This window comes from Pandoraea horticolens (assembly GCF_902459555.1).
Taxonomy (GTDB): Bacteria; Pseudomonadota; Gammaproteobacteria; order Burkholderiales; family Burkholderiaceae; genus Pandoraea; species Pandoraea horticolens.
The window spans coordinates 112,609-139,183 of record NZ_CABPSM010000006.1; the positions used below are offsets into that span (position 1 = coordinate 112,609).

At 63.3% G+C, this 26,575-nt stretch carries 14 protein-coding genes and 2 riboswitches; of the genes, 6 read left to right on the forward strand and 8 right to left on the reverse strand.

The genetic code is table 11. The features are described 5' to 3' along the window. Positions 1-339: 339 nt before the first annotated feature. The 6 genes from PHO31112_RS12105 to PHO31112_RS12130 all read left to right on the forward strand — a co-directional run bounded on the left by PHO31112_RS12105 (position 340) and on the right by PHO31112_RS12130 (position 11,888). Positions 340-2,820 carry a primosomal protein N' gene (locus PHO31112_RS12105; RefSeq protein WP_150620742.1) on the forward strand — a complete coding sequence of 827 codons (2,481 nt, stop codon included), beginning with the start codon at positions 340-342 and terminating at the stop codon, positions 2,818-2,820. A 129-nt stretch (positions 2,821-2,949) separates the two neighbouring features. Then, complete coding sequence (sorA, locus tag PHO31112_RS12110) at positions 2,950-4,263, forward strand: SorA family sulfite dehydrogenase catalytic subunit (RefSeq protein ID WP_246178095.1); 1,314 nt, start codon at positions 2,950-2,952, stop codon at positions 4,261-4,263. A gap of 14 nt (positions 4,264-4,277) precedes the next feature. Further along, on the forward strand, positions 4,278-4,619 hold the full coding sequence (gene sorB, locus PHO31112_RS12115) for a SorB family sulfite dehydrogenase c-type cytochrome subunit (protein WP_246178098.1): 342 nt from the start codon (positions 4,278-4,280) through the stop codon (positions 4,617-4,619). Between the two features lie 139 nt (positions 4,620-4,758). Then, on the forward strand, positions 4,759-8,682 hold the full coding sequence (putA, locus tag PHO31112_RS12120) for a trifunctional transcriptional regulator/proline dehydrogenase/L-glutamate gamma-semialdehyde dehydrogenase (protein ID WP_150620743.1): 3,924 nt from the start codon (positions 4,759-4,761) through the stop codon (positions 8,680-8,682). A 459-nt stretch (positions 8,683-9,141) separates the two neighbouring features. Further along, positions 9,142-10,536, forward strand: a complete 1,395-nt coding sequence (locus tag PHO31112_RS12125; protein ID WP_150620744.1) for a sodium:solute symporter family transporter — start codon at positions 9,142-9,144, stop codon at positions 10,534-10,536. Positions 10,537-10,745: 209 nt separating this feature from the next. After that, positions 10,746-11,888: a branched-chain amino acid ABC transporter substrate-binding protein gene (locus PHO31112_RS12130; protein WP_150620745.1), complete on the forward strand. Its 1,143-nt coding sequence runs from the start codon at positions 10,746-10,748 to the stop codon at positions 11,886-11,888. 196 nt (positions 11,889-12,084) lie between these two features. Here PHO31112_RS12130 and PHO31112_RS12135 read toward each other — a convergent pair whose 3' ends face one another. The 8 genes from PHO31112_RS12135 to PHO31112_RS12170 form a co-directional block, all read right to left on the reverse strand. Further along, positions 12,085-13,707 (reverse strand): bactofilin family protein, encoded by a 1,623-nt coding sequence (locus PHO31112_RS12135; RefSeq protein WP_150620746.1) that lies wholly within the window; start codon positions 13,705-13,707, stop codon positions 12,085-12,087. Positions 13,708-13,960: 253 nt separating this feature from the next. After that, positions 13,961-15,400 carry an alanine/glycine:cation symporter family protein gene (locus PHO31112_RS12140; RefSeq protein ID WP_150620747.1) on the reverse strand — a complete coding sequence of 480 codons (1,440 nt, stop codon included), beginning with the start codon at positions 15,398-15,400 and terminating at the stop codon, positions 13,961-13,963. Between the two features lie 266 nt (positions 15,401-15,666). After that, positions 15,667-17,607 carry a hypothetical protein gene (locus PHO31112_RS12145; protein ID WP_150620748.1) on the reverse strand — a complete coding sequence of 647 codons (1,941 nt, stop codon included), beginning with the start codon at positions 17,605-17,607 and terminating at the stop codon, positions 15,667-15,669. Positions 17,608-18,655: 1,048 nt separating this feature from the next. Continuing rightward, the gene (locus tag PHO31112_RS12150) at positions 18,656-20,059 is read right to left on the reverse strand and encodes an L-serine ammonia-lyase (protein ID WP_150620749.1); all 1,404 of its coding nucleotides are present in this window, start codon (positions 20,057-20,059) and stop codon (positions 18,656-18,658) included. Positions 20,060-20,198: 139 nt separating this feature from the next. Then, positions 20,199-23,135: an aminomethyl-transferring glycine dehydrogenase gene (gcvP, locus tag PHO31112_RS12155; RefSeq protein ID WP_150620750.1), complete on the reverse strand. Its 2,937-nt coding sequence runs from the start codon at positions 23,133-23,135 to the stop codon at positions 20,199-20,201. Between the two features lie 111 nt (positions 23,136-23,246). Further along, positions 23,247-23,630 (reverse strand): glycine cleavage system protein GcvH, encoded by a 384-nt coding sequence (gene gcvH / locus PHO31112_RS12160; RefSeq protein WP_150620751.1) that lies wholly within the window; start codon positions 23,628-23,630, stop codon positions 23,247-23,249. Between the two features lie 69 nt (positions 23,631-23,699). Then, positions 23,700-24,806: a glycine cleavage system aminomethyltransferase GcvT gene (gene gcvT / locus PHO31112_RS12165; protein ID WP_150620752.1), complete on the reverse strand. Its 1,107-nt coding sequence runs from the start codon at positions 24,804-24,806 to the stop codon at positions 23,700-23,702. 143 nt (positions 24,807-24,949) lie between these two features. Next, a riboswitch (glycine riboswitch) is annotated at positions 24,950-25,086 on the reverse strand. A gap of 8 nt (positions 25,087-25,094) precedes the next feature. Then, a riboswitch (glycine riboswitch) is annotated at positions 25,095-25,191 on the reverse strand. Between the two features lie 149 nt (positions 25,192-25,340). Continuing rightward, positions 25,341-26,315, reverse strand: coding sequence for a zinc ribbon domain-containing protein (locus PHO31112_RS12170; RefSeq protein ID WP_150620753.1), 975 nt, complete (start codon positions 26,313-26,315; stop codon positions 25,341-25,343). Positions 26,316-26,575: the final 260 nt, after the last annotated feature.

The window sequence follows — 26,575 nt, forward strand, 5'->3', positions numbered from 1 at the left end:
CGACCGCCATTTCAAGTTGGGAATGTCAAGGGAAACCCTGTTGAATAACCCCTCCAATTTGCGGAGTTGTCCCGAAGACTTATGCACAAATTCTCGCTGCGCCGCCGCAAGTGAGAGTCGACGGAAGCGCACCGTCGATGTTATTCATAAGCTATTGATCGAAAAGCCCTTTTAATTCTTACGAAGTCAGTACATTGTACGGCGTGAGGGCCACGCAGCATGGCTGACGAGCGATAATCCCCACAGTTCTCAACATAGTTATCCACAAGCGTTTTGCGCCCACCGGAAAGCCGACTCAAATCCGGGGTTTAGCGAGATTTCTCAGGATTCACTTTAAGTTTGACCCACGTCAACGACCTGTCCGAACCGCCTCCTGCATCGACCGACGATGCACTGTCTCCGGGCGCCCAATTGCGCACCGGCACGCCGGTTATCGCCCGCGTGGCGCTGGATACGCCCCTTCTGACGCTCTTCGACTACCGGCTCGATCAGGCCGCGAGCCTCGGTCAGTTGGTGCAGGTGCCGTTCGGACGACGAGAGGTCGTAGGCGTTGTCTGGGAATTGACGCAGCGCAGCGAAGTGGACCCGGCAAAGCTGCGTGACGTGACGTCCGTCTGGCACGAATTGCCCCCGCTCGGCGACGACTGGCGCGACCTGATGCAGTTTGCGGCTCGCTACTATCAGCGTGGCGTCGGCGAGGTGGCACTGCCCGCCGTACCGGGTCACCTGCGCACGCCCATGCGTTGGCCACGGCTCCTCGCCCAGCGCGGCGTACAGCGTTACCGGATTGCCGACGGCGCGCTGACGACGCTCATGGACAACGTGCCCGCCCGGCTGCGCGCGCAACGCCGGCTGGCCGAGGGTCTCGCGCAAGCCGGCACGCTCGATGCCGACGAGGCCAAGGCACTTTGCTCGAAAGCCGCCGACGTGCTCAAACAATGGGCCGCCGCCGGATGGGTCGTCGTTGAAACCGTACCGTTCCATGAGGCGATACGTGATGTCGCCGATATGGACGATACACACGAGGCCAACGACACGGATGAGGATTCGATCGCAGGCCAAACCGATGCAGGCGCCGACATCGATCCCATCGCCAAAGACACCCCCGGCGCCGCCAAAACACTCACCGCCGGACAGGCCGATGCTGTGGCGGCCGTTCACGATGCCCTTGAAGCGGCAGGCGCCCAACGCCTCGATCACCCGCCCCTGAAGGGCGACGGCGAAGCGGGCGACGCCCCCGCCTGCGCGCCGTTCCTGCTCTACGGTGTGACCGGCAGCGGCAAGACGGAAGTCTATTTGCGCACCGTCGCCGAGGCGCTTCGCCAGCCCGACGCGCAAGTGCTCGTCCTCGTGCCTGAAATCAATCTGACGCCGCAGCTCGAAGGTGTCTTCCGCAAGCGATTCCCGGACGAGACACTCGTCACCCTGCACAGCGCACTGGCCGAAGGCGAACGCGCACGGCACTGGTTGGCGGCGCATCGCGGCGAAGCTCGCGTCGTGCTCGGCACCCGGCTCGCGGTGATGGCGTCGCTGCCGCATTTGCGTCTGATTGTCGTCGACGAAGAGCACGACCCCTCGTACAAGCAACAGGAAGGGCTGCGCTATTCGGCGCGCGACCTCGCCATCTGGCGCGCGAACCGGCTGCGCATTCCCGTCGTGCTCGGCTCCGCCACGCCGTCGCTCGATAGCTGGCGACGGGCCGAACAGGGCCGCTACGTGCGCCTCGCGATGCCCGAGCGCGCCACGCCCGACGCCGTGCTGCCGCGTGTCTCGCTCATCGACATGGAGATCGAGCGCAAGCGCCAGCGCGCGGTGCACGAAGGGTTGTCGCAACCCCTGCTCGCGGCCATTCGCGCACGGTTCGAAGCGGGCGAGCAAAGTCTGCTGTTCCTGAACCGTCGCGGCTACGCCCCGGTGCTCAACTGCGACGCTTGCGGCTGGATCAGCGACTGCCGCCGATGCAGCGCGCACATGGTGCTGCACAAGCCCGAACGGCGGCTGCGTTGCCATCACTGTGGCGCCGAGTCGCGCATTCCGCATGCGTGCCCCGACTGCGGCAATCAGGATCTCGCGCCGCTGGGGCGTGGTACCCAGCGCATCGAAGAAGCGCTGGCCGAGCATTTCCCCGACGCGCGTCTCTCGCGCATCGACGCCGACAGCACGCGCCGCAAAGGCAGCGCTCAGGCGCTGTTCGCACAGGTGCACGCGGGGGAAATCGACATCCTGATCGGCACGCAAATGGTCGCCAAGGGCCACGACTTCCGTAACGTCACGCTCGTGGGCGTGGTCAACGCCGACAGCGCCCTGTTCTCGCACGATTTCCGGGCGGCCGAACGTCTCTTCGCACAACTGATGCAGGTGGCGGGCCGCGCGGGCCGCGCGGCCCGTGCCGATGGCCCCGGCGACGTGCTGATCCAGACGCGCTACGCGTCGCACCCGTTGTTCGCCTCGCTCATGCGCCACGACTACGCGGGCTTCGCGGCGCAGCAGCTGGAAGAACGCCGTGTCGCCCTGCTGCCGCCGTACACGCATCAGGCACTGCTGCGCGCCGAGGCACGGCGCCTCGACGACGCGATGACGTTCCTGAAGCAAGCCCGCGAAATTGCCGCCGCGCCCGCGCTCAACGACCCGCGCATTTCCCTGTGGGACCCGGTGCCGATGACCATGGTCCGCATCGCGGGCACCGACCGCGCCCAGCTCGTGGTCGAGAGTCCGCATCGCGGTGCACTACAACGCTTCCTCACGCATTGGATGGGCGAGTTGCGCGCGCTCAAGGCCCCCGTGCGCTGGCATCTCGAAGTCGATCCGCTCGAAATATAAATCGGTATATAACGTTCCGGAAATTTGACAACATCGCCGGAATCTCCGACGATGCGGGCATCAGTCGAACGCCGTACGTCGCACGATTCACGTCATCCGCAAGATAAGAAGTCCTATAGGAGACATCCGATGAAGTCGCACGACCGGAGCGCCGCCCCCACGGCGCCAGACCTTGCCACACCGTCCCTCCCGCTGTCCGAATCTCCGCTGGCCGAAGCCTCGCGCCGCCGCTTCCTGCGACGTGCCGGTGCGCTGGGCGTCGGGACCAGTCTTGCCGGACGCGCACTCGACGTACTCGCTGCCACGGCCGCACCGCAGACGGTCACGTTGCCGTTTGCAAATGGCGAGCGCGAACTTGTTGCGTATCCGCAGAAGCGGCCGCTGATCCGATTGACGGCACGGCCGCCGCAACTGGAGACGCCCTTCGAAGTCTTCAACGACGGGCTGATTACCCCGAACGATGCGTTCTTCGTGCGCTATCACCTCGCGGGCATTCCGACCGACATCGATCCGGCCAAGCACCGCATTCGCGTGAGCGGCAGCGTCGCCAAGCCGCTCGACATCTCGCTCGCGTCGCTCAAGAAGGACTTTGGCGCGCCGGTGGAAATCGTGGCGGTGCATCAGTGTTCGGGCAATAGCCGCGGCTTCTTCGAACCGCGCGTCGGCGGCGGGCAACTCGCCAACGGCGCGATGGGCAACGCACGCTGGCGCGGCATTCCGCTCAAGCGGATTCTCGAGCGCGCGGGCGTTTCGGCCAGTGCGAGGCAAGTCACGTTCGAAGGTCTCGACCGGCCGATCGTGCCGGCGACGCCCGAGTTCGTCAAAGCGCTCGACCTCGATCACGCGATGGATGGCGAAGTGATGGTCGCATTCGCCATGAACGGCCAGGATCTGCCGATGCTCAACGGCTTTCCGGTGCGGCTGGTCGTGCCGGGCTACTACGGCACATACTGGGTGAAGCATCTGGCGGACATCAACGTCATCGACAAAGTGTTCGACGGCTTCTGGATGGCCACGGCGTACCGCATTCCCGACAACGACTGCCATTGCGTCGCGCCCGGCAAAGCCCCCGAAAAGACGAAGCCGATCGGACGCTTCACCGTGCGCTCGTTCGTCACCAGCCACACCGACGGCCAGCGCGTGACGGCGGGCCGGGCAACCCGTGTGCGCGGCATCGCGTTCGACGGCGGCGAAGGCATTCGCGACGTGCAGTTCTCGGCCGACGGCGGCCAGACCTGGCAGGCCGCGCAGCTTGGCACCGAGTTGTCGAAATATTCGTTCCGCGAGTGGACGGCGTCTTTCACACCGTCGCAGCCCGGCGAGTACGCATTGAAGGTCAGGGCAACGAATCGCGCAGGGGTCTCGCAACCGCTGCAATCACTGTGGAATCCGGCCGGCTATCTGCGCAACGGGGTGGAAACCCTGCGCGTGATCGCGGCATGAGACGGGGGACGATCATGAACGTTTCGAAGTTCGCGAGCGGCACAGCCGCACGGCTCGCACTGTTCACGCTGACCGGCGCACTCGCCGTCGCCCCTGCCCATGCGCTCGAGATCAAGCTGCCGCAGGAGACATCGCAACTGAAGGCCTCCACCCTCGCCGGCCATCAGGCGGCCAGCGCATGGTGCGTGATGTGCCACTCCGTCGACTACGTCAACAGCCAGCCGCCGATGCCCGCCGCCTTCTGGCATGCGGAAGTCACGAAGATGGTGAAAGTCTACGGTGCGCCAATTCCCGAAGATCAGGTCAAACTGATCTCCGAGTATCTGGGAATTGCGTACGGCAACGATTCGAAGTGACACTCGCCGGGCGTGCCCGGCACGGCACAAGGTGCAACCCAAATATTGACTCTGGTTGCACCTCTTTTGAAACCCGGTTACGATGCCGCAATTCACCCGCTATGGGTGTCACGTTTCCGCGTCATCAGGTAACCCTTCCATGGCTAACACCACTCTTGGCGTCAAGGTCGACGACGTCCTGCGCACCCGGCTGAAGACGGCCGCCCAGCAAATCGAGCGCACGCCGCACTGGCTCATCAAACAGGCCATCTTCGCCTATCTGGAGCGCATCGAGAGCGGCGCGCTGCCGCCCGAACTGAGCGGCGCAACCCAGTCCGGCACCGAGGTGATCGACGGCCATGCGGGGGACGACACGGTGCCGCATCCGTTCCTCGAATTCGCGCAGAACGTGCAACCGCAATCGGTGTTGCGCGCGGCGATTACGGCGGCCTATCGCCGTCCCGAGCCGGAATGCGTGCCCGTGCTCGTCGGTCAGGCCAAGCTGCCCCCGGCGACCGCCACGTCGGCATCGGACCTCGCCCGCAAGCTCGTTGTGGCCCTGCGCGGCAAGAGCACCGGTGGCGGTGTGGAAGGCCTGATTCACGAGTTCTCGCTGTCCAGCCAGGAAGGTGTGGCGCTCATGTGCCTCGCCGAAGCCCTGCTGCGCATTCCCGACAAGGCCACGCGCGACGCCCTGATCCGCGACAAGATCAGCAAGGGCGACTGGCACGCTCACATGGGCAACTCGCCGTCGATGTTCGTGAACGCCGCCACCTGGGGCCTGATGATCACCGGCAAGCTCGTGACCACCACCAGCGAAGCCGGCCTCACCAAGGCGCTCACGCGCCTGATCGGCCGTGGCGGCGAGCCGCTCATCCGCAAGGGTGTGGACATGGCCATGCGTCTGATGGGCGAGCAGTTCGTGACGGGCGAGACCATCTCCGAAGCCCTCGCCAACAGCCGCAAGTACGAAGCGCAGGGCTTCCGCTACTCGTACGACATGCTCGGCGAAGCGGCGACGACGGAAGAAGACGCCCAGCGTTACTACGCGAGCTACGAGCAAGCCATTCACGCCATCGGCAAGGCCTCGGCCGGCCGCGGCATCTACGAAGGCCCGGGCATCTCGATCAAGCTCTCGGCCCTGCATCCGCGCTACTCGCGCAGCCAGCACGAACGCACGGTCGCGGAATTGCTGCCGCGCGTGCAGGCGCTCGCCAAGCTGGCCCGCTCGTATGACATCGGCCTGAATATCGACGCCGAAGAAGCCGACCGCCTCGAAATCTCGCTCGACCTGCTCGAAGCGCTGTGCTTCTCCCCGGAGTTGGCCGGCTGGAATGGCATTGGTTTCGTGGTGCAGGCGTATCAGAAGCGCTGCCCGTTCGTGATCGACTTCATCATCGATCTGGCGCGCCGCAGCCGTCACCGCATCATGGTGCGTCTGGTCAAGGGCGCTTACTGGGATACGGAAATCAAGCGTGCACAGGTCGACGGCCTCGAAGGCTATCCGGTCTACACGCGCAAGATCTACACCGACGTGTCGTACCTCGCCTGTGCGAAGAAGCTGCTCGCCGTGCCGGATGCGATCTACCCGCAGTTCGCCACGCACAACGCCTACACGCTCTCGGCGATCTACCACCTCGCGGGCAACAACTACTACCCCGGCCAGTACGAATTCCAGTGCCTGCACGGCATGGGCGAGCCGCTCTACGAAGAAGTCGTCGGCCCCATCGCTTCGGGAAAGCTCGCGCGTCCGTGCCGTGTGTATGCCCCGGTCGGCACGCACGAAACGCTGCTCGCCTACCTCGTGCGCCGCTTGCTCGAGAACGGCGCGAACACGTCGTTCGTGAACCGTATCGCGGACGAAACCATCAGCGTCGACGAACTGATCGCCGATCCGATTTCGGAAGCCGAGAAGGTGCAACCCTTCGGCGCGCCGCACGCCAAGATTCCGCTGCCGCGTGATCTGTACGGCGCCTCGCGTGCCAACTCGTCGGGCTTCGATCTGTCGAACGAGCACCGTCTCGCCTCGCTGTCCTCGGCCCTGCTGGCCAGCGCGGGCACGCAGTGGCGCGCCGCCCCGCTGCTCGCCGATGGCGAGCGCACCACGGGCACGCCGCGTGCCGTGCGCAACCCGGCCGATCTGCGCGATATCGTCGGTCAGGTCGTCGAAGCCACTTCGGCAGACGTGGATGCCGCGCTCACGCACGCCGTGGCCGCCGCTCCGATCTGGCAAGCCACACCGGTCGAAGAGCGCGCCGACTGCCTGATGCGCTCGGCCGATCTGCTCGAAGCCCACATGCCCACGCTCATGGGGCTGTGTGTGCGCGAAGCGGGCAAATCGTTGCCCAACGCCGTGGCCGAAGTGCGCGAAGCCGTCGACTTCCTGCGCTACTACGCCGCGCAGATCCGTCAGGGCTTCTCCAACGACACGCACCGCCCGCTGGGTCCGGTGCTGTGCATCAGCCCGTGGAACTTCCCGCTCGCCATCTTCGTGGGGCAGGTCGCCGCCGCCCTCGCCGCCGGCAACCCTGTCATCGCCAAACCGGCCGAACAGACACCGCTCATCGCCGCCGAAGCCGTACGCCTCATGCAGGCTGCCGGCGTGCCGGCCGGTGCGCTGCAACTGCTGCCAGGCACGGGCGAGACCGTGGGCGCAGCGCTGGTGGCCGACGCCCGCACCAAGGCCGTCATGTTCACCGGCTCGACCGAAGTCGCCCGCATCATCGCGCGCACGCTGGCCGAGCGCCTCGACGCCAACGGCCGTCCGATTCCGCTGATCGCCGAGACCGGCGGTCAAAACGCCATGATCGTCGACTCGTCGGCGCTGCCCGAACAGGTCGTGTACGACGTACTCGCGTCGGCCTTCGATTCGGCCGGCCAACGCTGCTCGGCACTGCGCGTGCTGTGCTTGCAGGACGACATCGCCGACAAGACGCTGCACATGCTCAAGGGCGCGATGCGAGAACTGGCCATCGGCAACCCGGATCGTCTGGCCATCGATGTCGGCCCAGTGATCGATGCCGAAGCCCAGAACGGCATCAACCGTCACATCGAACAGATGCGCGGCAAGGGCTTCCCGGTCGAACAACTTCCGCTGCCGGACGCTGCCCGCCACGGCACGTTCGTGCCGCCGACACTCATCGAACTGACCGATCTGAAGGCGCTGCAACGCGAAGTCTTCGGCCCGGTGCTTCACGTGATCCGCTTCAAGCGTGCGCAACTCGACAAGTTGCTCGATCAGATCAACGGCACCGGCTACGGCCTGACGTTCGGCGTGCATACGCGTATCGATGAAACCATCGCTTACGTGACCGAGCGCGCCCATGTCGGCAACGTCTACGTGAACCGTAACGTGATCGGCGCCGTGGTCGGAGTGCAACCGTTCGGCGGCGAAGGGCTGTCTGGGACGGGTCCGAAAGCGGGCGGTCCGATGTATCTGCCGCGCCTGCTCGCGACGCGTCCGGCCGCGCTGGCCCCGGAACTGGGTCGCAACGAAGCCGCGCTCTCGCCGCTGGTGAGCTACCGCGACTGGCTGCACGCCAACGGCAACACGGCAGGCAACGCCGCCGCGATCGATCGCGTCGACCGTTATCTGGCGACGTCGGCCCTCGACGCAACCGCCGTGCTTCCCGGACCGACCGGCGAGCGCAACACGTACGGTCTGGAGCCGCGCGGCCCGGTGCTGTGCGTGGCCGCCACGCCGCTTGGCGCGCGCACGCAACTGGCTGCCGTGCTGGCGACGGGCAACAACGCCGTCTTCGCGAATAGCGCCGCCGCCCGTGAGCTGGTGAGCGCCCTGCCCACCACGCTGGGGGGCCGCGCGTCGGTGCTGGCGGCCAGTGCGGACGCCGCCGCCGAGCCGTCGCTCGCCGCCGTGCTGTTCGAAGGCGACAGCGACGAGCTGCGCGCCCTGAATCGCCGCATCGCTACCCGCAACGGTCCGATTCTGTCGATGCAGGGTCTCGCGCCCGAGGCGCTGGCCGCCGGTGACGATTACGCGCTGGAGCGTCTGCTGTGCGAGCGCTCGGTGTCCGTCAATACGGCCGCCGCAGGGGGTAACGCCAACCTCATGACCATCGGCTGATCCATCGGTCGATTCGGCACCGCAGGCTTGAGACAAGCCGTCAGGCCTTGCGACGAATCTCGTTGGATTCGTCCTAAATCTGACGGCAGGCTTCGACGGCCGGACGCGCCGTCGTCAAACTCACACGCTCACTCGCGGCCGCCAATGTCCTGTGTTTCGGGACACTGGCGGCCGCGAATCGTTAACGGCGGGGCCGCCGCCCGCACCTCACAACGTCTTTTGCGCCCCGCCGCATATCCCGTAGTTCCGCGCATTGCGCGCATTCGCGGTATCTTCGCGCCCGCCCCCGACATCACTCGTGTCTCACCGCCATCGCGCGGTTTGCACCCGGTTTGCCCCGTTAATCCGTGCCGGCGACACGTATCGCCGGCCACAGCGTTCGTCGTCCCGCGTTGCCGCCTCTTTCGTCATGCCGGGAGATGTGCCGACGCGCGCGAGCCCGACGCTCAAGGAGGCTACATGTCCCTTTGGAATCCCACTGCGGTGTCCTTCACCGTCTATCTGCTTTTAATGTTGGTGATCGGGTGGCTCGGCTACCGCTCCACCAACAATCTCTCCGACTACATCCTCGGCGGACGCCGCCTTGGCAGCTTCGTCACGGCGCTCTCTGCCGGCGCCTCCGACATGAGCGGCTGGCTGCTGCTCGGCCTGCCCGGCGCCATTTACGTGGGCGGACTGTCCGGGGTCTGGATCGCCATCGGCCTCGCGATCGGCGCGTGGGCCAACTGGCGTCTCGTGGCGGCACGCCTGCGGGTGCACACGGAAGTCTGCGGCAACGCGCTGACCCTGCCCGAATACCTCACGCAGCGCTTCGGCGACCGCAGCCATGTGCTGCGCATCGTCACAGCGCTCGTGATCCTGATTTTCTTCACGATCTATTGCGCGTCGGGGGTGGTGGCCGGTGCTCGTCTGTTCGAGACGATGTTCGGGCTCGAGTACCGCACGGCGCTGTGGATCGGTGCCGTGACGGCGGTACATCCGGCACACACCGACTGGTTCGGCGATCTCGCGCCCATCGGCGTGATCTCGATGCTCGCCTGGGGCCTCGGCTACTTCGGCCAGCCACACATCCTCGTGCGCTTCATGGCGGCGCGCTCGGCCGCCGCGATTCCGCAGGCGCGCCGCATCTGCATGACGTGGATGGTGCTGTGCCTGATCGGCGCGGTCGCGGTGGGCTTCTTCGGGCTGGCGTTCTATAGTGCACGACCGGATCTCGGCGCCAGCGTGACAGCAAACCCGGAGACGATTTTCATGGCGTTGACGACGCGACTCTTCGCGCCGTGGCTTGCGGGCATTCTGCTGGCGGCGATTCTGGCCGCCGTGATGAGTACGTTGTCGTGCCAGTTACTGGTATGCGCCAGTGCGTTGACGGAAGACCTCTACAAGACCTTCGCGCCCGGGCCGGTCAGCCAGCGCCGCCTCGTATGGATCGGCCGAGCGATGGTGCTGGCCGTGGCGGTGGTCGCCGTGCTGCTCGCGCTCGATCCGCAAAGCCGTGTGCTCGGTATGGTGAGCTACGCATGGGCGGGCTTCGGCGCCGCCTTCGGTCCGCTGGTGCTGGCCACGCTGTTGTGGCCCCGCGTCACCCGTAACGGGGCGCTCGCGGGCATTGTCACCGGCGCGGCCACCGTGCTGATCTGGAAGCAATTCGGCTGGTGGGATCTGTACGAGATCCTGCCGGGTTTTGTGCTGGGGAGTCTGGCGCTCATCGTCGTGAGCCGTCTCGACCGCGCCCCCAGCGCGGACGTGCTCGCCCGCTACGCCGCCGCCGAAACCGCCCTGTGTGCCATCAGGCAAGGCGCGGCGGACGGCACGGGTAGCACCGGCACCCCGGCGGCGCAACCTTCGCCATAAGCCGGTAGCACCATCTATCGGAATATGTCCCTCTTGACCGGCGCGCGCAGCCATCCAATACTGCCGCGTCGGACGCATTCTGCGTTTGATTGCGATTGATGCCGTCCTGGGCCTGACCGGCCTTGTCTCGACGGCGTTCAAAGAAAGGCGTACCGCGGCGATCCCGCAGGTGCGCCACTCAACGACATACACATGCAAGGAGAGGGTTGATGCAATCGAAGCTTACGCTCAGCGCGGTCACGCTCGCGGGTCTGCTCGCGTTCGGCACCGCCGGTGCACAACAGGCGCAGGAAGTGAAGCTGGGCTTTGCCGCACCGCTCACGGGCGCCCAGGCCCACTACGGCAAGGACATGCAGAACGGCATCCAGCTCGCCGTCGACGAATACAACGCCACGAAGCCGATCATCGACGGCAAGCCGGTGAAGTTCGTGTTGCAGGCCGAAGACGATCAGGCTGACCCGCGTCAGGGTTCGCTGGTCGCGCAGAAGCTGGTCGACACAGGCGTCAAGGGCATGCTCGGCCACTTCAATTCCGGCACGACGATTCCGGCATCGCGCATCTACGCGCAGGCCGGTATCCCCGAAATCGCCATGGCGACGGCCCCGGAATACACCAAGCAGGGTTTCAAGACGACGTTCCGCATGATGACCTCGGACATCCAGCAGGGTTCGGTCGTCGGTAACTTCGCCGTCAAGAAGCTGGGCTTCAAGAACATCGCGATCGTCGACGATCGCACCGCTTACGGCCAGGGTCTGGCCGACGAGTTCGAGAAGGCCGCCAAGGCCGCTGGCGGCAAGATCGTTCGCCGCGAGTTCGCCAACGACAAGGCCGTGGACTTCCGTGCCATTCTGACCAACCTGAAGCGCGCCAGCCCGGACGTGATCTTCTACGGCGGCGCCGACGCGCAAGCCGGCCCGCTCGCCAAGCAAATGCGCGAACTTGGCATGAAGAGCACACTGATGGCCGGCGAAATGGTCAAGTCGGATGCCTTCCTGAAGATCGCCGGCGACGCCGCCAACGGCTCGGTCGTCTCGCTGGCCGGTCTGCCGCTCGACAAGATGCCGGGCGGTGCCGCGTACGAGTCGCGCTACAAGACCAAATTCGGCAGCGCCCCGGAGACGTACTCGCCGTATGCCTATGACGGCGCAATGGCAATGATGTCGGCCATGAAGAAGGCCAACTCGACCGATCCGGCGAAGTATCTGCCGGTGCTCGCCAAGACGAGCATGCCCGGTGTGACCACGCGTGAGCTGGCTTACGACAGCGTGGGCGATCTGAAGTACGGTTCGATCACCGTCTACAAGGTAGTCGACGGCAAGTGGACCGTGCTGGAGACGGTCGGCGGCAAGTAAGCCGATAACGCTTCGATAGCAGCACCATCGACAAGGGCCGGTGAGGATGACTCACCGGCCCTTGTGTTTTTTGGCATTTCACCGCGACTGAAAAGAAGCCGCTCAGCGAGTGGCGAGTGGCGAGTGGCGAGTGGCGAGCGGCGTCGGGTGAAGGCGCAGGTGGGCAAGGCGATGCAGAGGCGTTGGCTATATGGGCTCAATATTGCGACTCGCAATTGTTCGTCCTGGCATTGCAAATCGTAAACCCGCCCGCGAGCGCGTCCTCCCTCGATCTGAATCCGCACATCAGTTCACCGTAGGTATTTCCAAAGTAGACATAAGGGGTACCGCCGGAAGTGGTTGAGCGGCCCCTTTCGTCAACGTTATACACGCCGGCGTTATCCCAGTATCCGAACGCGCTTGAGTCACACCACCCTTTCGCGACGATGGTGCAGAACTCGGCGTTAGCGACCTTTCCGAAGTATCCGCTCCAACGCCAAGTACCCCTCGCGGGCATCTTATATCCATTGCAGCCAGCGTACGTTTGCGTCCATTTCGCCATCACGATGGGCCGGTCGACGACTCGCTCCACCTCCTTCTCCACGACGTTGGTGATGGTTTTGGTTATCGTCGCGAGTTGCCATGACCAGCCGTAGTAGGTGTTTTGGCACGACAACATTTTTCCGTTGGCGTCGCGACCTATTTCCCCCGCCCGGCAACTGCCATTCAGCGCATTGACGCCGTCCAGTTGAATGACGCCCGACTCGGATCTCAGCCGGGTTGCCTCAACCCGGTTCGCGCCTTCGATATTGTTGCGCTCCATGCTCAGCGCGCCGCTTATCGTGGCCCCTTTTTTTGCCGCCAACCTGCCTCTAATGGTCGCGTCGCCACCCACGGTCGCGTCTTGCACGTCCAGTTCAGCCATCGTCAGCTTGCCCTTGCCTTCGATATTTCGCGCGCCAACGATGTCCTGTCGGCTCGCGTCCGTTCCTTCGCTCAAATGCAGCGGACCCTTGATGGTCGCCTTACCCTTGATCTCCAACTCCTTCATCTCGAGCTTTCCTACACCAACGATGTTCTTGATGCCCTTGATGCTCTGGTTGGAGTTGTTGCTCTGAAAATCCAGATCGCCTGTGATGTTGCGCGATCCGTCACGCCTGACATTGACGTCCAGGCTGTGTGTCAGGAAGCCGCCGCGCATGGCGACCAATCCAGGTTTGGCCAACGGATTCGGCACGGCATCCGGAATCGGCCGCATGTTCTCGTCGACGAATCGAAATTCCTGCGGCCGGTCAATCGTCGACGTGCCACCAAAGACACCGACCGTCTTCGCGGCAATCGCAGCGAAACCGTAGTCGGGCGAGGACGAATAGGCGCGCTTTGCCGGCTCAGTGAGATAGGTGAGCGAATTGATCTGGCAATTTGGCGGGGTGTCGCCATCGCATTTCCGATACACCCGGATCTCGTAGTTGCCCAGGCCGTGCGGCGGTTTGGTTCCTGCGCCGGAAAGATCAAGCACCTTAATGAGCGATAGCGCGTCCAGGTTTCCAATGTACGAGTAACCGAACGACGAAGTCGGTGGCGTGTGGGTGAACGTGTGCCCTTTGACGGTAAAGGCTCGACTGGGTGTCGATAGTGTCGCTTCGATATCCTTGTAGTACTTCGCGACGAACGTGTCTGCCGCGTTACCAATGATCTTGAGTCCGTGCCCGACGCGCTCTGCCCGCTCGATGCGCATCTGCCGCATCTGGTTGACCCCCCAGAACGTAATCAGCATGCCGACCACAGCAATCGCTACCGCGGCGGAGACGAGAAAGATACCGGATTGGTTTCTTCGCATTGACGCGCTCTCATTTGAATTGTCCGGCAAGCGCTCGGCATCACATGCCGGCGATTGCGGGATCGTTGGAATATGGCATTGTCAGTGAGGCGACTCACGCGAGGATTGGGAAATATCCGTTAACCTCCCAGTGGTGACGACGAATCCAGAAGCGAAACCCCAAAATGAAAAGCCGCATGACTTTCGCCACGCGGCTTTTTTCATAATTCGACGGTCGACGGAACATCAAATGCCCAAATTAGATGGACCGCTATCAACGTTCATCACCCCGCTCGGCACACCAGACATCTTTTGACAGGCGCTCTCGCATCGCCGGGGGCAGCACGTCACGCATGAAGACTGGCTCGACGATACCCGCCTTGCGCTGCGCCTGATAGTCGCGCCACGCGATCAACGCATACTTCATCAGCATGCCGATGGCGACCAGATTGATGAACGCCATCAAAGCCGTGCCGACGTCCGCAAAGCTCCATACCAACGGCAGGCTGGCGACGGAGCCGAGCATCACCGCGAGCAGCACCAGCGCACGAAAGATATTGAGCAGCCACGGACGTTGTGTCAGGTAGTCCATGTTCACTTCGGCATATGCGTAGTTACCCAGCACGCTCGAGTACGCGAGGAAGAACACGGTGACCCCTGTGAAGACGACCGCCCAGTTACCCACGTGAGCCGCCAGCGAGCGTTGTGTGAGCACGGCGCCTTCGGGCGCGGCGCCTGGCATGAACTCCCCGGAGAGCAGAATCATGAATGCCGTCGCCGAGCACACCACGATCGTGTCGAAGAACACGCCGAGCATTTGCATCAACCCTTGCTGCACCGGATGCCGGGTCGTCGCCACCGCCGCCGCGTTGGGCGCGCTGCCCATACCCGCCTCATTAGAGAAGAGACCGCGCTTGACCCCCATCAACACCGCCTGACTCACCGCATAGCCGGCAATACCGCCGGCGGCAGGCTCAAGCCCGAAGGCGTGCCGCAGTATCATCGACATCATGCCGGGGATCTGATCGATATTGACGATGCAGATGTACACGGCGAGCCCAAGATAGGCGATCGCCATCACCGGCACAATCCATTGCGCTAAGCGCGCAACACGTCGCACGCCGCCGTAGATGATCGGCGCCGTCATCAACACCAGGGTGATGCCGATCCATGTGCGCTCCCAGCCGAACGACGCTTCCAGCGCTTCGGCAATCGAGTGCGACTGCACGGAGTTGAGCGCGAAACCGAAGGTGAATAGCAGCGCCAGCGCGAAGAGGATGCCGAATTTTCGAGAGCCTAGCCCCATCTCGATGTAATACGCCGGGCCGCCGCGGAAGGTGTTGTCGTGGTGCGGAATCTTGAAGATTTGCGCCAGCGTCGATTCGACGAACGCAGACGCCATGCCGAGCAGCGCCGTCATCCACATCCAGAAAATGGCGCCAGGACCGCCGATGGTCAGTGCGACGGCCACCCCGGCGATGTTGCCGGTGCCGACGCGGCTCGCCAATCCCGTAGCAAACGCCTGAAACGGCGAGATGCCCGAGGTAGTCCCGAAGGAGCGCAGCAGGCTGATACTGTGCCAAAGGGCACGAATCTGAATCCCGCCGAACCGGACAGTAAAGTACAACCCCGCCCCCAACAAGGTGACCACAAGGGGGTATCCCGACAACACCCCACCGACGACATCGACCAACGGCTTGAGCCAACTCTCCATGTCACGTGTCTCCTATCGCAACGACTCGTAGGCCCACGGAATAACAGAGGGCAAGCGATGAAGAATCTCAAGATTTGACCCGGTGCGATAGAAAGCGACGGGACTTTCCGTCAATTCCTATACGCAATCGCTCGACAAGAAAAAAGCCGCCCGGCAAACGCCGCGCGGCTCAAAGACAAGGCAAGGAGACATCGAGAGGTAGATTACCGATCATACGTGACGGTCATGTGACGATCACAGGCAGGACAATCGTAGGTTGAATCGACTCAGGATGTCGTCACGGCTTTCCAGCAAAGCGCCCGGCCATCGCGCTTTTTCACGCGCAACACCCATTCCGAAAATCCTTTTTCACCTGGCTCATAGAGCGTTAGTTCGCTGCCCGCCCACGCATTACCATACGAATGGTCCTTTATGCACCGCTCCCAATCGCCCAAGGAATAGTGATGCCCGGCATCGCCGGCAAGGTACTTGAAACGGTCAAATTTGAAGTCTCTAAATTCGACTCTGGCACGAGGCGGGGGCAAAGTCGGGCCCGGACCCCGGAGCAACAACGCCGCGAGTGTGCTTTTGAATTCAGGGTTGTCCTCGTTGTATACGTTCGCGCTGACGCGCCAATAGGCTCTACTATTCTCCCGATAAATGCTTCCGTCCGAGAAACCTTTTGTAAAACAGATCAGCGACCGATCTGACCCTCCACCGGAAACCTTAAACCCTCGCCAGTACCTCTCCAGTTTCGCATTGTCTCCAGGAGGCCCCTCCATAGGATCCAACGTACATGCATCTGCCGCGCTGACAATGAAATGGCTGATCTTTTTTTTCTCATCCGCCGGACGAACGTTTTGCGCGTTACGTCCGTTCAGCGCGAATTTGTACATCTTCCAGCCGTTGCCTCGAAGGACCTCTTTGATGATGTCATCAGGCACCTCATTTACGGTCCTGGGGGTACTCGCAAGCATCCATTTCCAATGGCTCGGATTTTTCGGGTCCCGTTGACACGACATTATTCTGCCGCCGGAATCCCGTCCAAGTCCCCAGACGTCACACCGGCTCCCGGCAGGGACTTCTTTCTTCAGTTCCACGACGCCGGATGTGGATTTAAGGCCCCTCGACTCGACTTCGGCCGCAGTGACCTTTCCCACGCTCTCGATGTTGTTGTTTTGCATGCGCAGCACCCCCTCGATAGTGGCGCCGCGTTCGGCCGTCAACGCACCGGCCGTCAACGCGTCGATGCTGGCGCTCCCCGTTATTTGCGCGCTGCTCGCATGAATGCCATTCATGGTGAGCTTGCCGTTGCCGTCGATATTCCCTGCGCCAACGATGTCCTGATTGCGCTTGCCCCCTGCGGCGTCAGCGCCCGCGTCCAGATTCAGCGTGCCTTTGATCGTCGCGGCCCCCACTTCCAACTCATTCATACTGAGCTTGCCGGTGCCGACAATATTGTTTAAGCCTACGATGCTGGATCGCTTCTTCATACCAGCGTTATCGACATGCTCGAAATTCATGTCATTTAGCGGGCCTCGCCTCCCGTCGCGGCTCACGTTGACGTTCAGGGCACTGGTATCAAAGCGACCGCGCACAGCGATCAGGCCCGGACTTCGCAGCGGGTTGTCAATTGGCCTGACATGCCCCTCTCCATCGACAAATCGGAATTCATTGGGGTTGTCTGCGGTTGAGAGACCGCCCAGCGACCCAATCTTGCGCACCGCAATTGCTGCAGCCGCGAAATCCGGTGCGGACGAGTCAGTGCGCTTCATCGGTTCCGAAAGATAAATCAGTGACTCAAGATTACACAATCGTCGCGATTGGTCGCATACCCGAGATACCCGAATCACGTACTCTCCAACCCCATGCGGCGGCCGACTCCCCATACCGCCAAGATTAAGTGCGGCCAGTAATCTGGTAGCCGTCAGATCTTCAATATAGGGGTCTGTCCCTGAATGGGTCGCCGCCGTAAATCGATCATTCTGAGAACCAAGAACAATTTCGCTTTTTACCCCGTTAAGCAGATCGTCGATTTCGCGGTAATTTAACGTGATAAAGCTCTGTGCCGCCTCGCCGATGGCTTTCATGGCCTCACCAACCTGCTCCGCCCGCTCGACCCGCGCCTGCCGCGCCTGATTCGCACTCCAAAACGTAAGCACCATGCCCAAAACGGCAACGGCGACCGTTGCCGAGACCAGAAAGAACCCTGTTTGTTTTCTGCGCATTGTCATGCTCCCATCGAATTGGCCCGTCAGGCCGAGCGTTCTCGATTGCTGGACTGCTGTAAGCGGCCATTATCCGGGAGCGCTTTCTCGTCATGATTGGGAAATGGCCGATTAGTCGCGCAAGCAAACAGGAAACCGAAAGGAAATTACAAAAGCACAAATCTATGGGCTCTCTCCGTTTTTGCAACACCCCTTTTTGACGTCATGTTTCGCATGCCTAAATATATACGGCGTCGGCTTCCGTGACCACCGGCCAGGCGTGGAACGTGGCGAAAATCGGCCTGTTGCTTGCTGCTTGCCGCCTTGCAAAACACAGCTTTACCTATGCCGTCTGCTGCTGCGCAGACTACACTTCGTCAAAACCGGCATCGCGCACGTCCCGGGCGGACTCGAATCGACACGTTGCCCGGAAGTAATCACGGCCGTTGTAATACGGAATGAACATGCCGTCGCTCCGAATTTCCGACCTGTCACTCACGCTGACGTGACCGTATTCCATTCCGTCGCGAGTTCGGGAAAAACTCTCTACGTTGCACTTTCGGGCCCCTTTTATCAAGTCTCCTGAGTCCGCAAATAGGCTGGCATATCGACCGATGGCCCAGACTCGTCTGCCGATCGCATGCGTAAGGACTTGATTAGTCCCGTAACCACTTAGCCCCGACATCAGATCCTCGAGACGAGACGAAACGCCGCAGACTATCGCGTTCGAAACGGAGTATGTATCGACACCCCGATAACCCCGCCCGAACTGAGCAGTGCCGTTGACCGAGTACTTCCAGATTGCCCAACCCTCGCCGCGATTGATGCCGACGAGCACCATGTCAGTAATAGTGTCCTTGGCAATTTCTCCGATCGGGGCCGGAGGCAACTCGTCTTTGTTTAACGTAGAAAGCCGACATTCTCAGCGAGGGTGCGGCATGCCAGTTTGGGATTTGCCCGGGAAACGCGGATGGCGCGGGCGTATACAGAAACGCCGTCACAAAAAAGAAAAGCTGCGCGGCTTTCACCGCGCAGCTTGCATATCGAAAGCAATCAAATCATCGAATGTTCAGCACTCCACGATATTCACCGCCAACCCCCCTCGCGCCGTTTCCTTGTACTTCGTCTTCATGTCGGCGCCGGTCTCGCGCATCGTCTTGATCACGGAGTCGAGCGATACGTAGTGCGCACCGTCACCCCGTAGCGCCATGCGCGCCGCATTCACTGCCTTCACCGACGCCATCGCATTGCGCTCGATGCACGGAATCTGCACCAGCCCGCCGACCGGGTCGCAGGTCAGGCCAAGATTGTGCTCCATGCCAATCTCGGCGGCGTTCTCAACCTGCTCGACCGTGCCGCCCAATACCGCAGCGAGCGCGCCAGCAGCCATGGAGCACGCCACGCCGACTTCGCCCTGGCAGCCCACTTCCGCGCCGGAGATCGAGGCGTTGAGCTTGTACAGAATGCCGATCGCGCCGGCGGTCAGCAGAAAGTCGATCACGCCCTGCTCGTTCGCACCGTGCACGAAACGGTCGTAGTAGTGCATCACCGACGGGATGATGCCGGCCGCGCCGTTCGTCGGGGCCGTCACCACGCGTCCGCCTGCGGCGTTCTCTTCGTTGACGGCAATGGCGTAGAGGTTCACCCAGTCCATCACCGACAGCGGATCGGACAACGTACGCTCGGCGCGTTGCGTTAGCTGACGATACAACTCCGGCGCGCGACGCCGCACATGCAGCGGCCCCGGCAGTTCGCCGTCGGCTTCGTCGTTACCGATACCGCAACCGCGCGTCACGCACGACTGCATCACCTGCCAGATGTTGAGCAAGCCGCGGCGAATATCCTCTTCTGCGGTTTCGCCGTGATGCCAGACCTTCTCGTTCTCCCACATCAACTGCGCGATGCTCTTGCCACTCGCGCGGCACATCTCCAGCAGTTCCTTGCCCGTGCGGAACGGGTACGGCAGTTGATCGTGCGCAGCCAGCACCTGCGTGTTCGACGCCCCGGCCGTCACGACGAAACCACCGCCGACCGACAGGTATCGCCCTTCGCGCAGTTTGTTGCCCTCGCCGTCGAACGCATGGAATTTCATGCCATTCGGATGTTCGGCCATCGCCTCGCGACGGTAGAACACAATGTGCTCTTTCTCGATGAACGGCACGTCGTGCTTGCCGAGAATCGACAGCACCTTCGCGCGGCGCAACGTCGCCAGACGCTCCGCAATCGTCGATGGATCGACGGTGTCGGGGGCTTCCCCCATGAAACCGAGCAGCACGCCCTTGTCGGTGCCGTGACCCTTGCCCGTCGCGCCGAGCGAGCCGTATAGCTCGGCACGCAACGACGCTACCTGCGGCAGCAAGCCGTCACGCTCCAATCCCTGCACAAACATCAGCGCCGCGCGCATTGGCCCCACGGTATGCGAACTCGACGGTCCGATACCGATCTTGAACAAATCGAAAACTGAAACGGCCATGGGGCTTCCCTGAGGTTCTGAAACGTATTGGTGACACAACGAATGCCGTCAGGATGACGCATTCGAGTTACATCCATTGAGACAAAAAAGGGCTGGCAATGTTTCTGCCAGCCCCCGTTTGTCCGGATTCTGCGACGATTTATTCGTAGTCGCTCATCGGCACACAGGCGCAGAACAGGTTCCGGTCGCCGTAGACGTTATCCGCACGCCCCACCGGCGGCCAATACTTGCGCTCACGCAGCGTCTTGACCGGGTACGCCGCCTGACTGCGGGCATAGGCGTGCGGCCATTCGTCCGCCGTCACGACATCGGCCGTGTGCGGAGCATGCTTGAGCGGGTTGTCCTCGCGATCGGCACGGCCCTCTTCCACGGCACGGATTTCCTCACGAATCGTGACCATCGCCTCGATGAAGCGATCGAGTTCGTGCTTCGATTCCGACTCGGTCGGCTCGACCATCAGCGTGCCCGGCACCGGGAAGCTCATGGTCGGCGCGTGGAAGCCGAAGTCCATCAGACGCTTCGCAACGTCGTCGACGGTAATGCCGCTGGCGTCCTTGAGCGGACGCAGATCCAGAATGCACTCGTGCGCGACCAGTCCGCCCGGCCCCGTGTACAGCACCGGATAGTGCGGCGCGAGCTTCTTCGCGAGGTAATTCGCGTTGAGGATGGCCGTTTCGGTCGCCGCCGTCAGACCCCGCGCGCCCATCATGGCAACGTACATCCACGAGATCGGCAGAATCGACGCCGAACCGTACGGGGCGGCCGACACGGCGCCGATACCGTCGCCCTTGTCGGTCGCGCGCGCGTAGCCTGTCGAGCGCTGATTCGGCAGGAACTGCGCCAGATGCGCGCCCACCGCCACCGGGCCTACGCCGGGGCCGCCACCGCCGTGCGGAATGCAAAACGTCTTGTGCAGGTTCAGGTGCGAGACGTCGCCGCCGAATTCGCCCGGTGCGCACAGGCCCACCATCGCGTTCATGTTCGCGCCGTCGACATACACCTGACCGCCGTTCGCATGCACGATCTCACAAATCTGACGCGCGCCCGCTTCGAACACGCCGTGCGTGGACGGGTACGTCATCATGATCGCGGCCAGACGGTCACGATGCTGCTCGGCCTTGGCTTGCAGATCGGCCAGATCGACGTTGCCATTGGCGTCGCAGGCGACCACCACAACCTGCAAGCCGGCCATATGGGCCGACGCCGGGTTTGTACCGTGAGCGGACGCGGGAATCAGGCAGATGTCGCGATGCGCTTCGCCGCGCGATGCGTGATACGCCTGAATGACGAGCAGGCCCGCGTACTCGCCTTGCGAGCCGGCGTTCGGTTGCAGCGAAACGGCGGCGTAGCCGGTAGCCGCCACCAGCATCTGCTCGAGCTGATCGATCATCGTCCGATAGCCGACCGTTTGTTCTGCCGGCGCGAACGGGTGAATCTGAGCGAATTCGGGCCACGTCACCGGGAGCATTTCCGAGGTGGCGTTGAGCTTCATCGTGCACGAGCCCAGCGGGATCATCGTGCGATCGAGCGCGAGGTCCTTGTCGGACAGACTGCGCAGATAGCGCAGCATCTCATGCTCGGAATGATAACGATTAAACACCGGGTGCGTCAGGTACTGGCTTTGACGTGCGAGCGCCGCCGGATACCCGTTGGATACCGTGGTCTCGATGGCGTCGAAGTCCAGCGAGATAGCGCTCTTGCCAAGGCCCTCTGCCACCACTTCCCACAGCGCGATCACGTCGTCGCGCGTGCTGGTCTCGTCGAGCGAAATGCCCACGGTGTCGGCGTCTTCGCGACGCAGGTTGAAGCGGCGCGCAGCGGCCACCGTGTGAACGGCGTCGGCACGACCGGCCACCGGCACCGTCAGCGTGTCGAAGAATGTGGCGTTGCGCGGCGCGGCACCAAGGGCGGTGAGGCCGGCGGCCAGCACAGCCGCCAGACGATGCACGCGCTCGGCGATGACACGCAGCCCCTGCGGACCGTGATACACGGCGTACATGCTGGCCATGATGGCGAGCAGCGCCTGCGCGGTACAGATGTTCGACGTCGCCTTTTCGCGGCGGATGTGTTGCTCTCGCGTTTGCAGCGCCAGACGCAGCGCAGGCTTGCCCTGCGAGTCGACCGACACACCGACCAGACGCCCGGGCATCGAACGCTTGAGTTCGTCGCGCGTCGCCAGATAGGCAGCGTGCGGACCGCCGAAGCCCATCGGCACGCCAAAGCGCTGGCTGTTACCGATGGCCACGTCCGCGCCCCACTCGCCCGGCGGCGTGAGCAGCGTGAGCGACAGCAGATCGGCCGCGGCAATCAGCATGCCGCCCTTGGCGTGAATGGCGTCGGCCAGCGCGCGGTGATCGCGCACGTCGCCGTCCACGCCAGGGTATTGAACCAGCACACCGAACGCATCGACTTCGGTCGCGGCGGCCACGGGGCCGACCTGGACTTCGATGCCCAGTGGCTTGGCGCGCGTTTGCACCACTTCGATAGTCTGCGGCAGCACGTCGTCGGCCACGAAGAACGTATTCGACTTCGACTTGCCCGTGCGCTTGACGAGCGTCATCGCTTCGGCGGCGGCAGTCGCTTCGTCGAGCATCGACGCGTTGGCGATCGCCAGCCCCGTCATGTCGATAATCATCTGCTGGTAGTTGAGCAGCGCTTCGAGGCGGCCTTGCGAAATTTCCGGCTGATACGGCGTGTAAGCCGTGTACCAGGCCGGGTTCTCGAGCACGTTGCGCAGAATCACGCCCGGCGTGAACGTATTGGCGTAGCCCTGACCGATGAACGACTTGAAGACCTGATTCTGATCCGCCAGCGCGCGCAGTTGCGCCAGCGCCTGCGATTCGGTTTTCGGCGCAGCGAACTGGCCGAGCGACGTGGCAAATTGGCTGCCGTCGCGGCGAATCGATGCGGGGACGACGGCGTCGATCAGTGCAGCACGCGATGCATAGCCCAGTTCGGTGAGCATCGCCTGTTGTTCGGGGGTGTCCGGGCCGATGTGGCGCGCGGAGAAGTTGTCGCGCTGCTCAAGCTCGGTGAGCGAGCGGCGCGGAGCTTGCAGGTCAGTCAAAGCATTCATGGGTCAAATCTCTCGTTCGATCACGGCAAGTGACGGCAGGGTATTGCAAACGCAAAGCCAACGCAGACGGTGCCGGGCGACCCGAAGGTCGCGCGGCACCTTCCGCTGGCGTCAGGCGCCGATTTTCTTGGCGTACTGCTCGGCGTTGAGCAGCTTGTCCAATTCGGCTACGTTCGACGGCTTCAGGCGGAACAGCCAGTTGCCGTAAGCGTCGGCATTGACCAGATCCGGCGAGCCCGACACTTCCACATTGGTCTCGATGATCTCGCCGCCGACCGGCGAGTGAACGTCAGCCGCCGCCTTGACCGATTCGATCACGGACGATGCCTCGTCGGCAGCCACCGTGCGGCCGGTATCCGGCAGTTCGACGAACACGATGTCGCCCAGGGATTCCTGCGCGAAATCGGTGATGCCCACGGTCACAGTGCCGTCGGCTTCGAGGCGAGCCCATTCGTCGGACTCGGTGTACTTCAGGTTGTCGGGGATATTCGCCATGTTGACGCTCCGGAATTCAGTGTTTGGGGTATTCGGTTATCGGTGTTTCGTGTCGCCGCACCGTGGCACTTACGCCACCACGGCCTTGCCGTGACGCACGAACGGTAATTTGACCACACGTGCGGGCAATTGCTTGTCGCGAATTTGCACATGGACGGTGGCGCCATCAGGCACCCCCTTCGGCAGACGGGCAAACGCAATAGATTGCTGCAGGCTCGGGCTGAATGTGCCGCTGGTGATTTCGCCGTTGCCCGCCTCGGTGATTACGGCCTGATGCGCACGCAGCACACCGCCGCGGCCGTCGAGCACGAGGCCCGCGAAGCGCCACGTCTGGCCGCGCGAGAGCAGCGAATCCTTGCCGACGAACGTACGTGCGCTCTCCTTCTCGACCGTCCAGCCGAGGCCTGCGTCGAGCGGCGACACGTCGTCGTCCATGTCCTGACCGTACAGGTTCATGCCGGCTTCCAGACGCAGCGTGTCGCGCGCGCCCAGCCCGGCCGGGCGCACGCCCGCCGCGGCCAGCGCAGTCCACAGCGCCACCACGTGATCGGCGCTCACGATGACTTCGAAGCCGTCTTCACCGGTGTAGCCGGTGCGCGCGATCATCAGCTCACCGAATGCGGTGTTCTTTGCGAACGCGGCATTGAACGGCTTGAGCGCTTCGCTCGCGGCCTGACTGCCCGGCACGGCTTGCCAGACCTTGGCGCGCGCGTTCGGGCCCTGCACGGCGACGATCGACAGATCGCGGCGCGGGGTAATCGTCAGGTTGTAGTCGCCATGGGCGTTGAGCTGGCCGAGCCAGGCAAGGTCCTTGTCGGCCGTTCCGGCGTTCACCACGACACGGAACCAGTCTTCGGCGATGAAATAGATGATGAGGTCGTCGATCACGCCGCCGCTCGGGTTGAGCATGCAGCTGTAGAGCGCCTTGCCCGGTGTTTGCAGTTTGTCGACGTTGTTGGCGACGGCGAAGCGCAGGAATTCGCGGCAGCTCGGGCCGTGCAGATCGACCACGCACATGTGCGAGACGTCGAACATGCCGGCATCGGTGCGCACGGCGTTGTGCTCTTCGATCTGGGAGCCGTAGTTCACAGGCATGTCCCAGCCGCCGAAGTCGACCATGCGGGCGCCTGCGGCGCGGTGCGTATCGTTGAGCGGAGTACGTTTGAGTTCGGTCATCGGAGCGTCAGGGCCTCAGGGCTCAAGGTTCATGGATTTCGGAAAACGTCCTCCGAAAACGCAAAAGGGGTCATCTCGACGACCGGCACTTTCCGCGTCCGGCGCACGCTTGTGCACGTGCCCGGCGCAATGCCAGTTGGCGAGATGACCCCTCTGTCCTTGGTACCTGAGAGATTGCCCGGTGCGTGCGGCGCGCTGTGCGCAATGCCGCTCTTACCGGCCCCTTCGGTGGGTTGTTCGCGTGGCATGCACGCCGCAACCGCTCTCCAGAGATCGAAGGCGAAGCCTTCGGCGCGGACGGTCCTTGATGCCTGAGAGTTTGTGGGTATTACCCCTTCGGCGGCGCCGGCATGTGCTTCCCGGCGCGCTCTCCCGACCACGCTCGCGCACTTTACGGGGAAAGCCGAGGGCTGTCAATTTGATGCAGGCTGCCTGAGCGTGAATCGGCGCTGGGCGGTGCCGGGCGGCCGTTTCACGCCAGCCGGCAAGTCTCGGGGCGACGCCATTTTTTGTCACATGAAGCGCGTTCGCGGCTCAATGCGTCTCGCCCGGATTCGCCCCCGCCGGACAACCGTCCTTCCCCCAGCGTCCATTGCATACGGCCCAGATGCAGCGCTGCTTCGGAATGACCTCGTACCAGCGATAGCGATCGCATTTTGCGAGTGCCGACGCAATGGTGGCGGCCGCCGATGCTGTCGATGCCGGGGCGGCCGGCCCCCCCTGACGCTGCGCTTCAGCAGCCAGCGGGCCGATGTCGCCGTTATCGTAATGCGCAGGCAGATCGGCATTGGCCGTCGGCCGTGGCGCGGTATTGCCGGTGACACCGGTGTTGCGACGGCTGAGCAATTGCATCATATCGTCCGGCGCGTTGTCGCGGGCCGCGGCCGGAGGCATCGCCGTGGCCGCAGCGGTCAGGGCCGCAGTGGCGGCGGAAGCCGTGAGCGCCGCCGGCTGACTTGCCGAGGCGACGTCGACCGTTGCGCCGGACGCCGCAGCATCGGCAGCCGCCAGCGCCTGCGCACGCGCCAATGCGGCGGAGGCCTCGCTCCCGGCGCTGCCGGAGGCGGCGACCGCCGTATCGCCCGACGCGACGGCAGGCGGTGCGTTGTTGGGGGTACCGAAGGGGGTGACGGCTAGCCCGCCGGGGGGTTTGGGCACTGGGTCGACATACGGGGCGCGCAGATTCCACCAGATGCCGAGCAATGCAACGGCGGCGAAAACCGCCGTACCGAGAACCAGCGCGCCATTGATCCAACTGGGCGATTCGCCGCGCTCGCGTTTGACGCGGCGCGTGGGTGCTGCGCCCGCGGCGAACACCGCTTGCGCTGTTTCGTCACGCGTATCGGACACGGGTCCCCTCAGGCTATCGAGCGCACCACTGCCCCCGCCGGCCCCCGTCGCCAGACGGTCGTCCCGAAAACCGGGTTCGGCATCCGCGAGTTTCGCGCCGCAGTTCTCACAGTACGGCGCACGCGGCGCATTGTTCGTCCCACAGGTTGGACATTGCACGGCGACTCCACCACGATGGCAACGTTTTTCATTATAGGCACCCCGTCTACGCCGACGCCAGACTGCGGCGTGCCCCCCCTGCGGCGAGGCGGCGCGCCAGCCCCACAGTGAGCATACGCGAAGCCACTGCGATGTCACGGCTGCGCACACCCCACGTGATAGACTTGCCCACCCCTTGGCGCATGCCAACTTCGATGCTCGTACCGGCGCGCGCCCACTGTGGCTCACGCGTACCAGACGGTCACCGCACTCACCCCCAT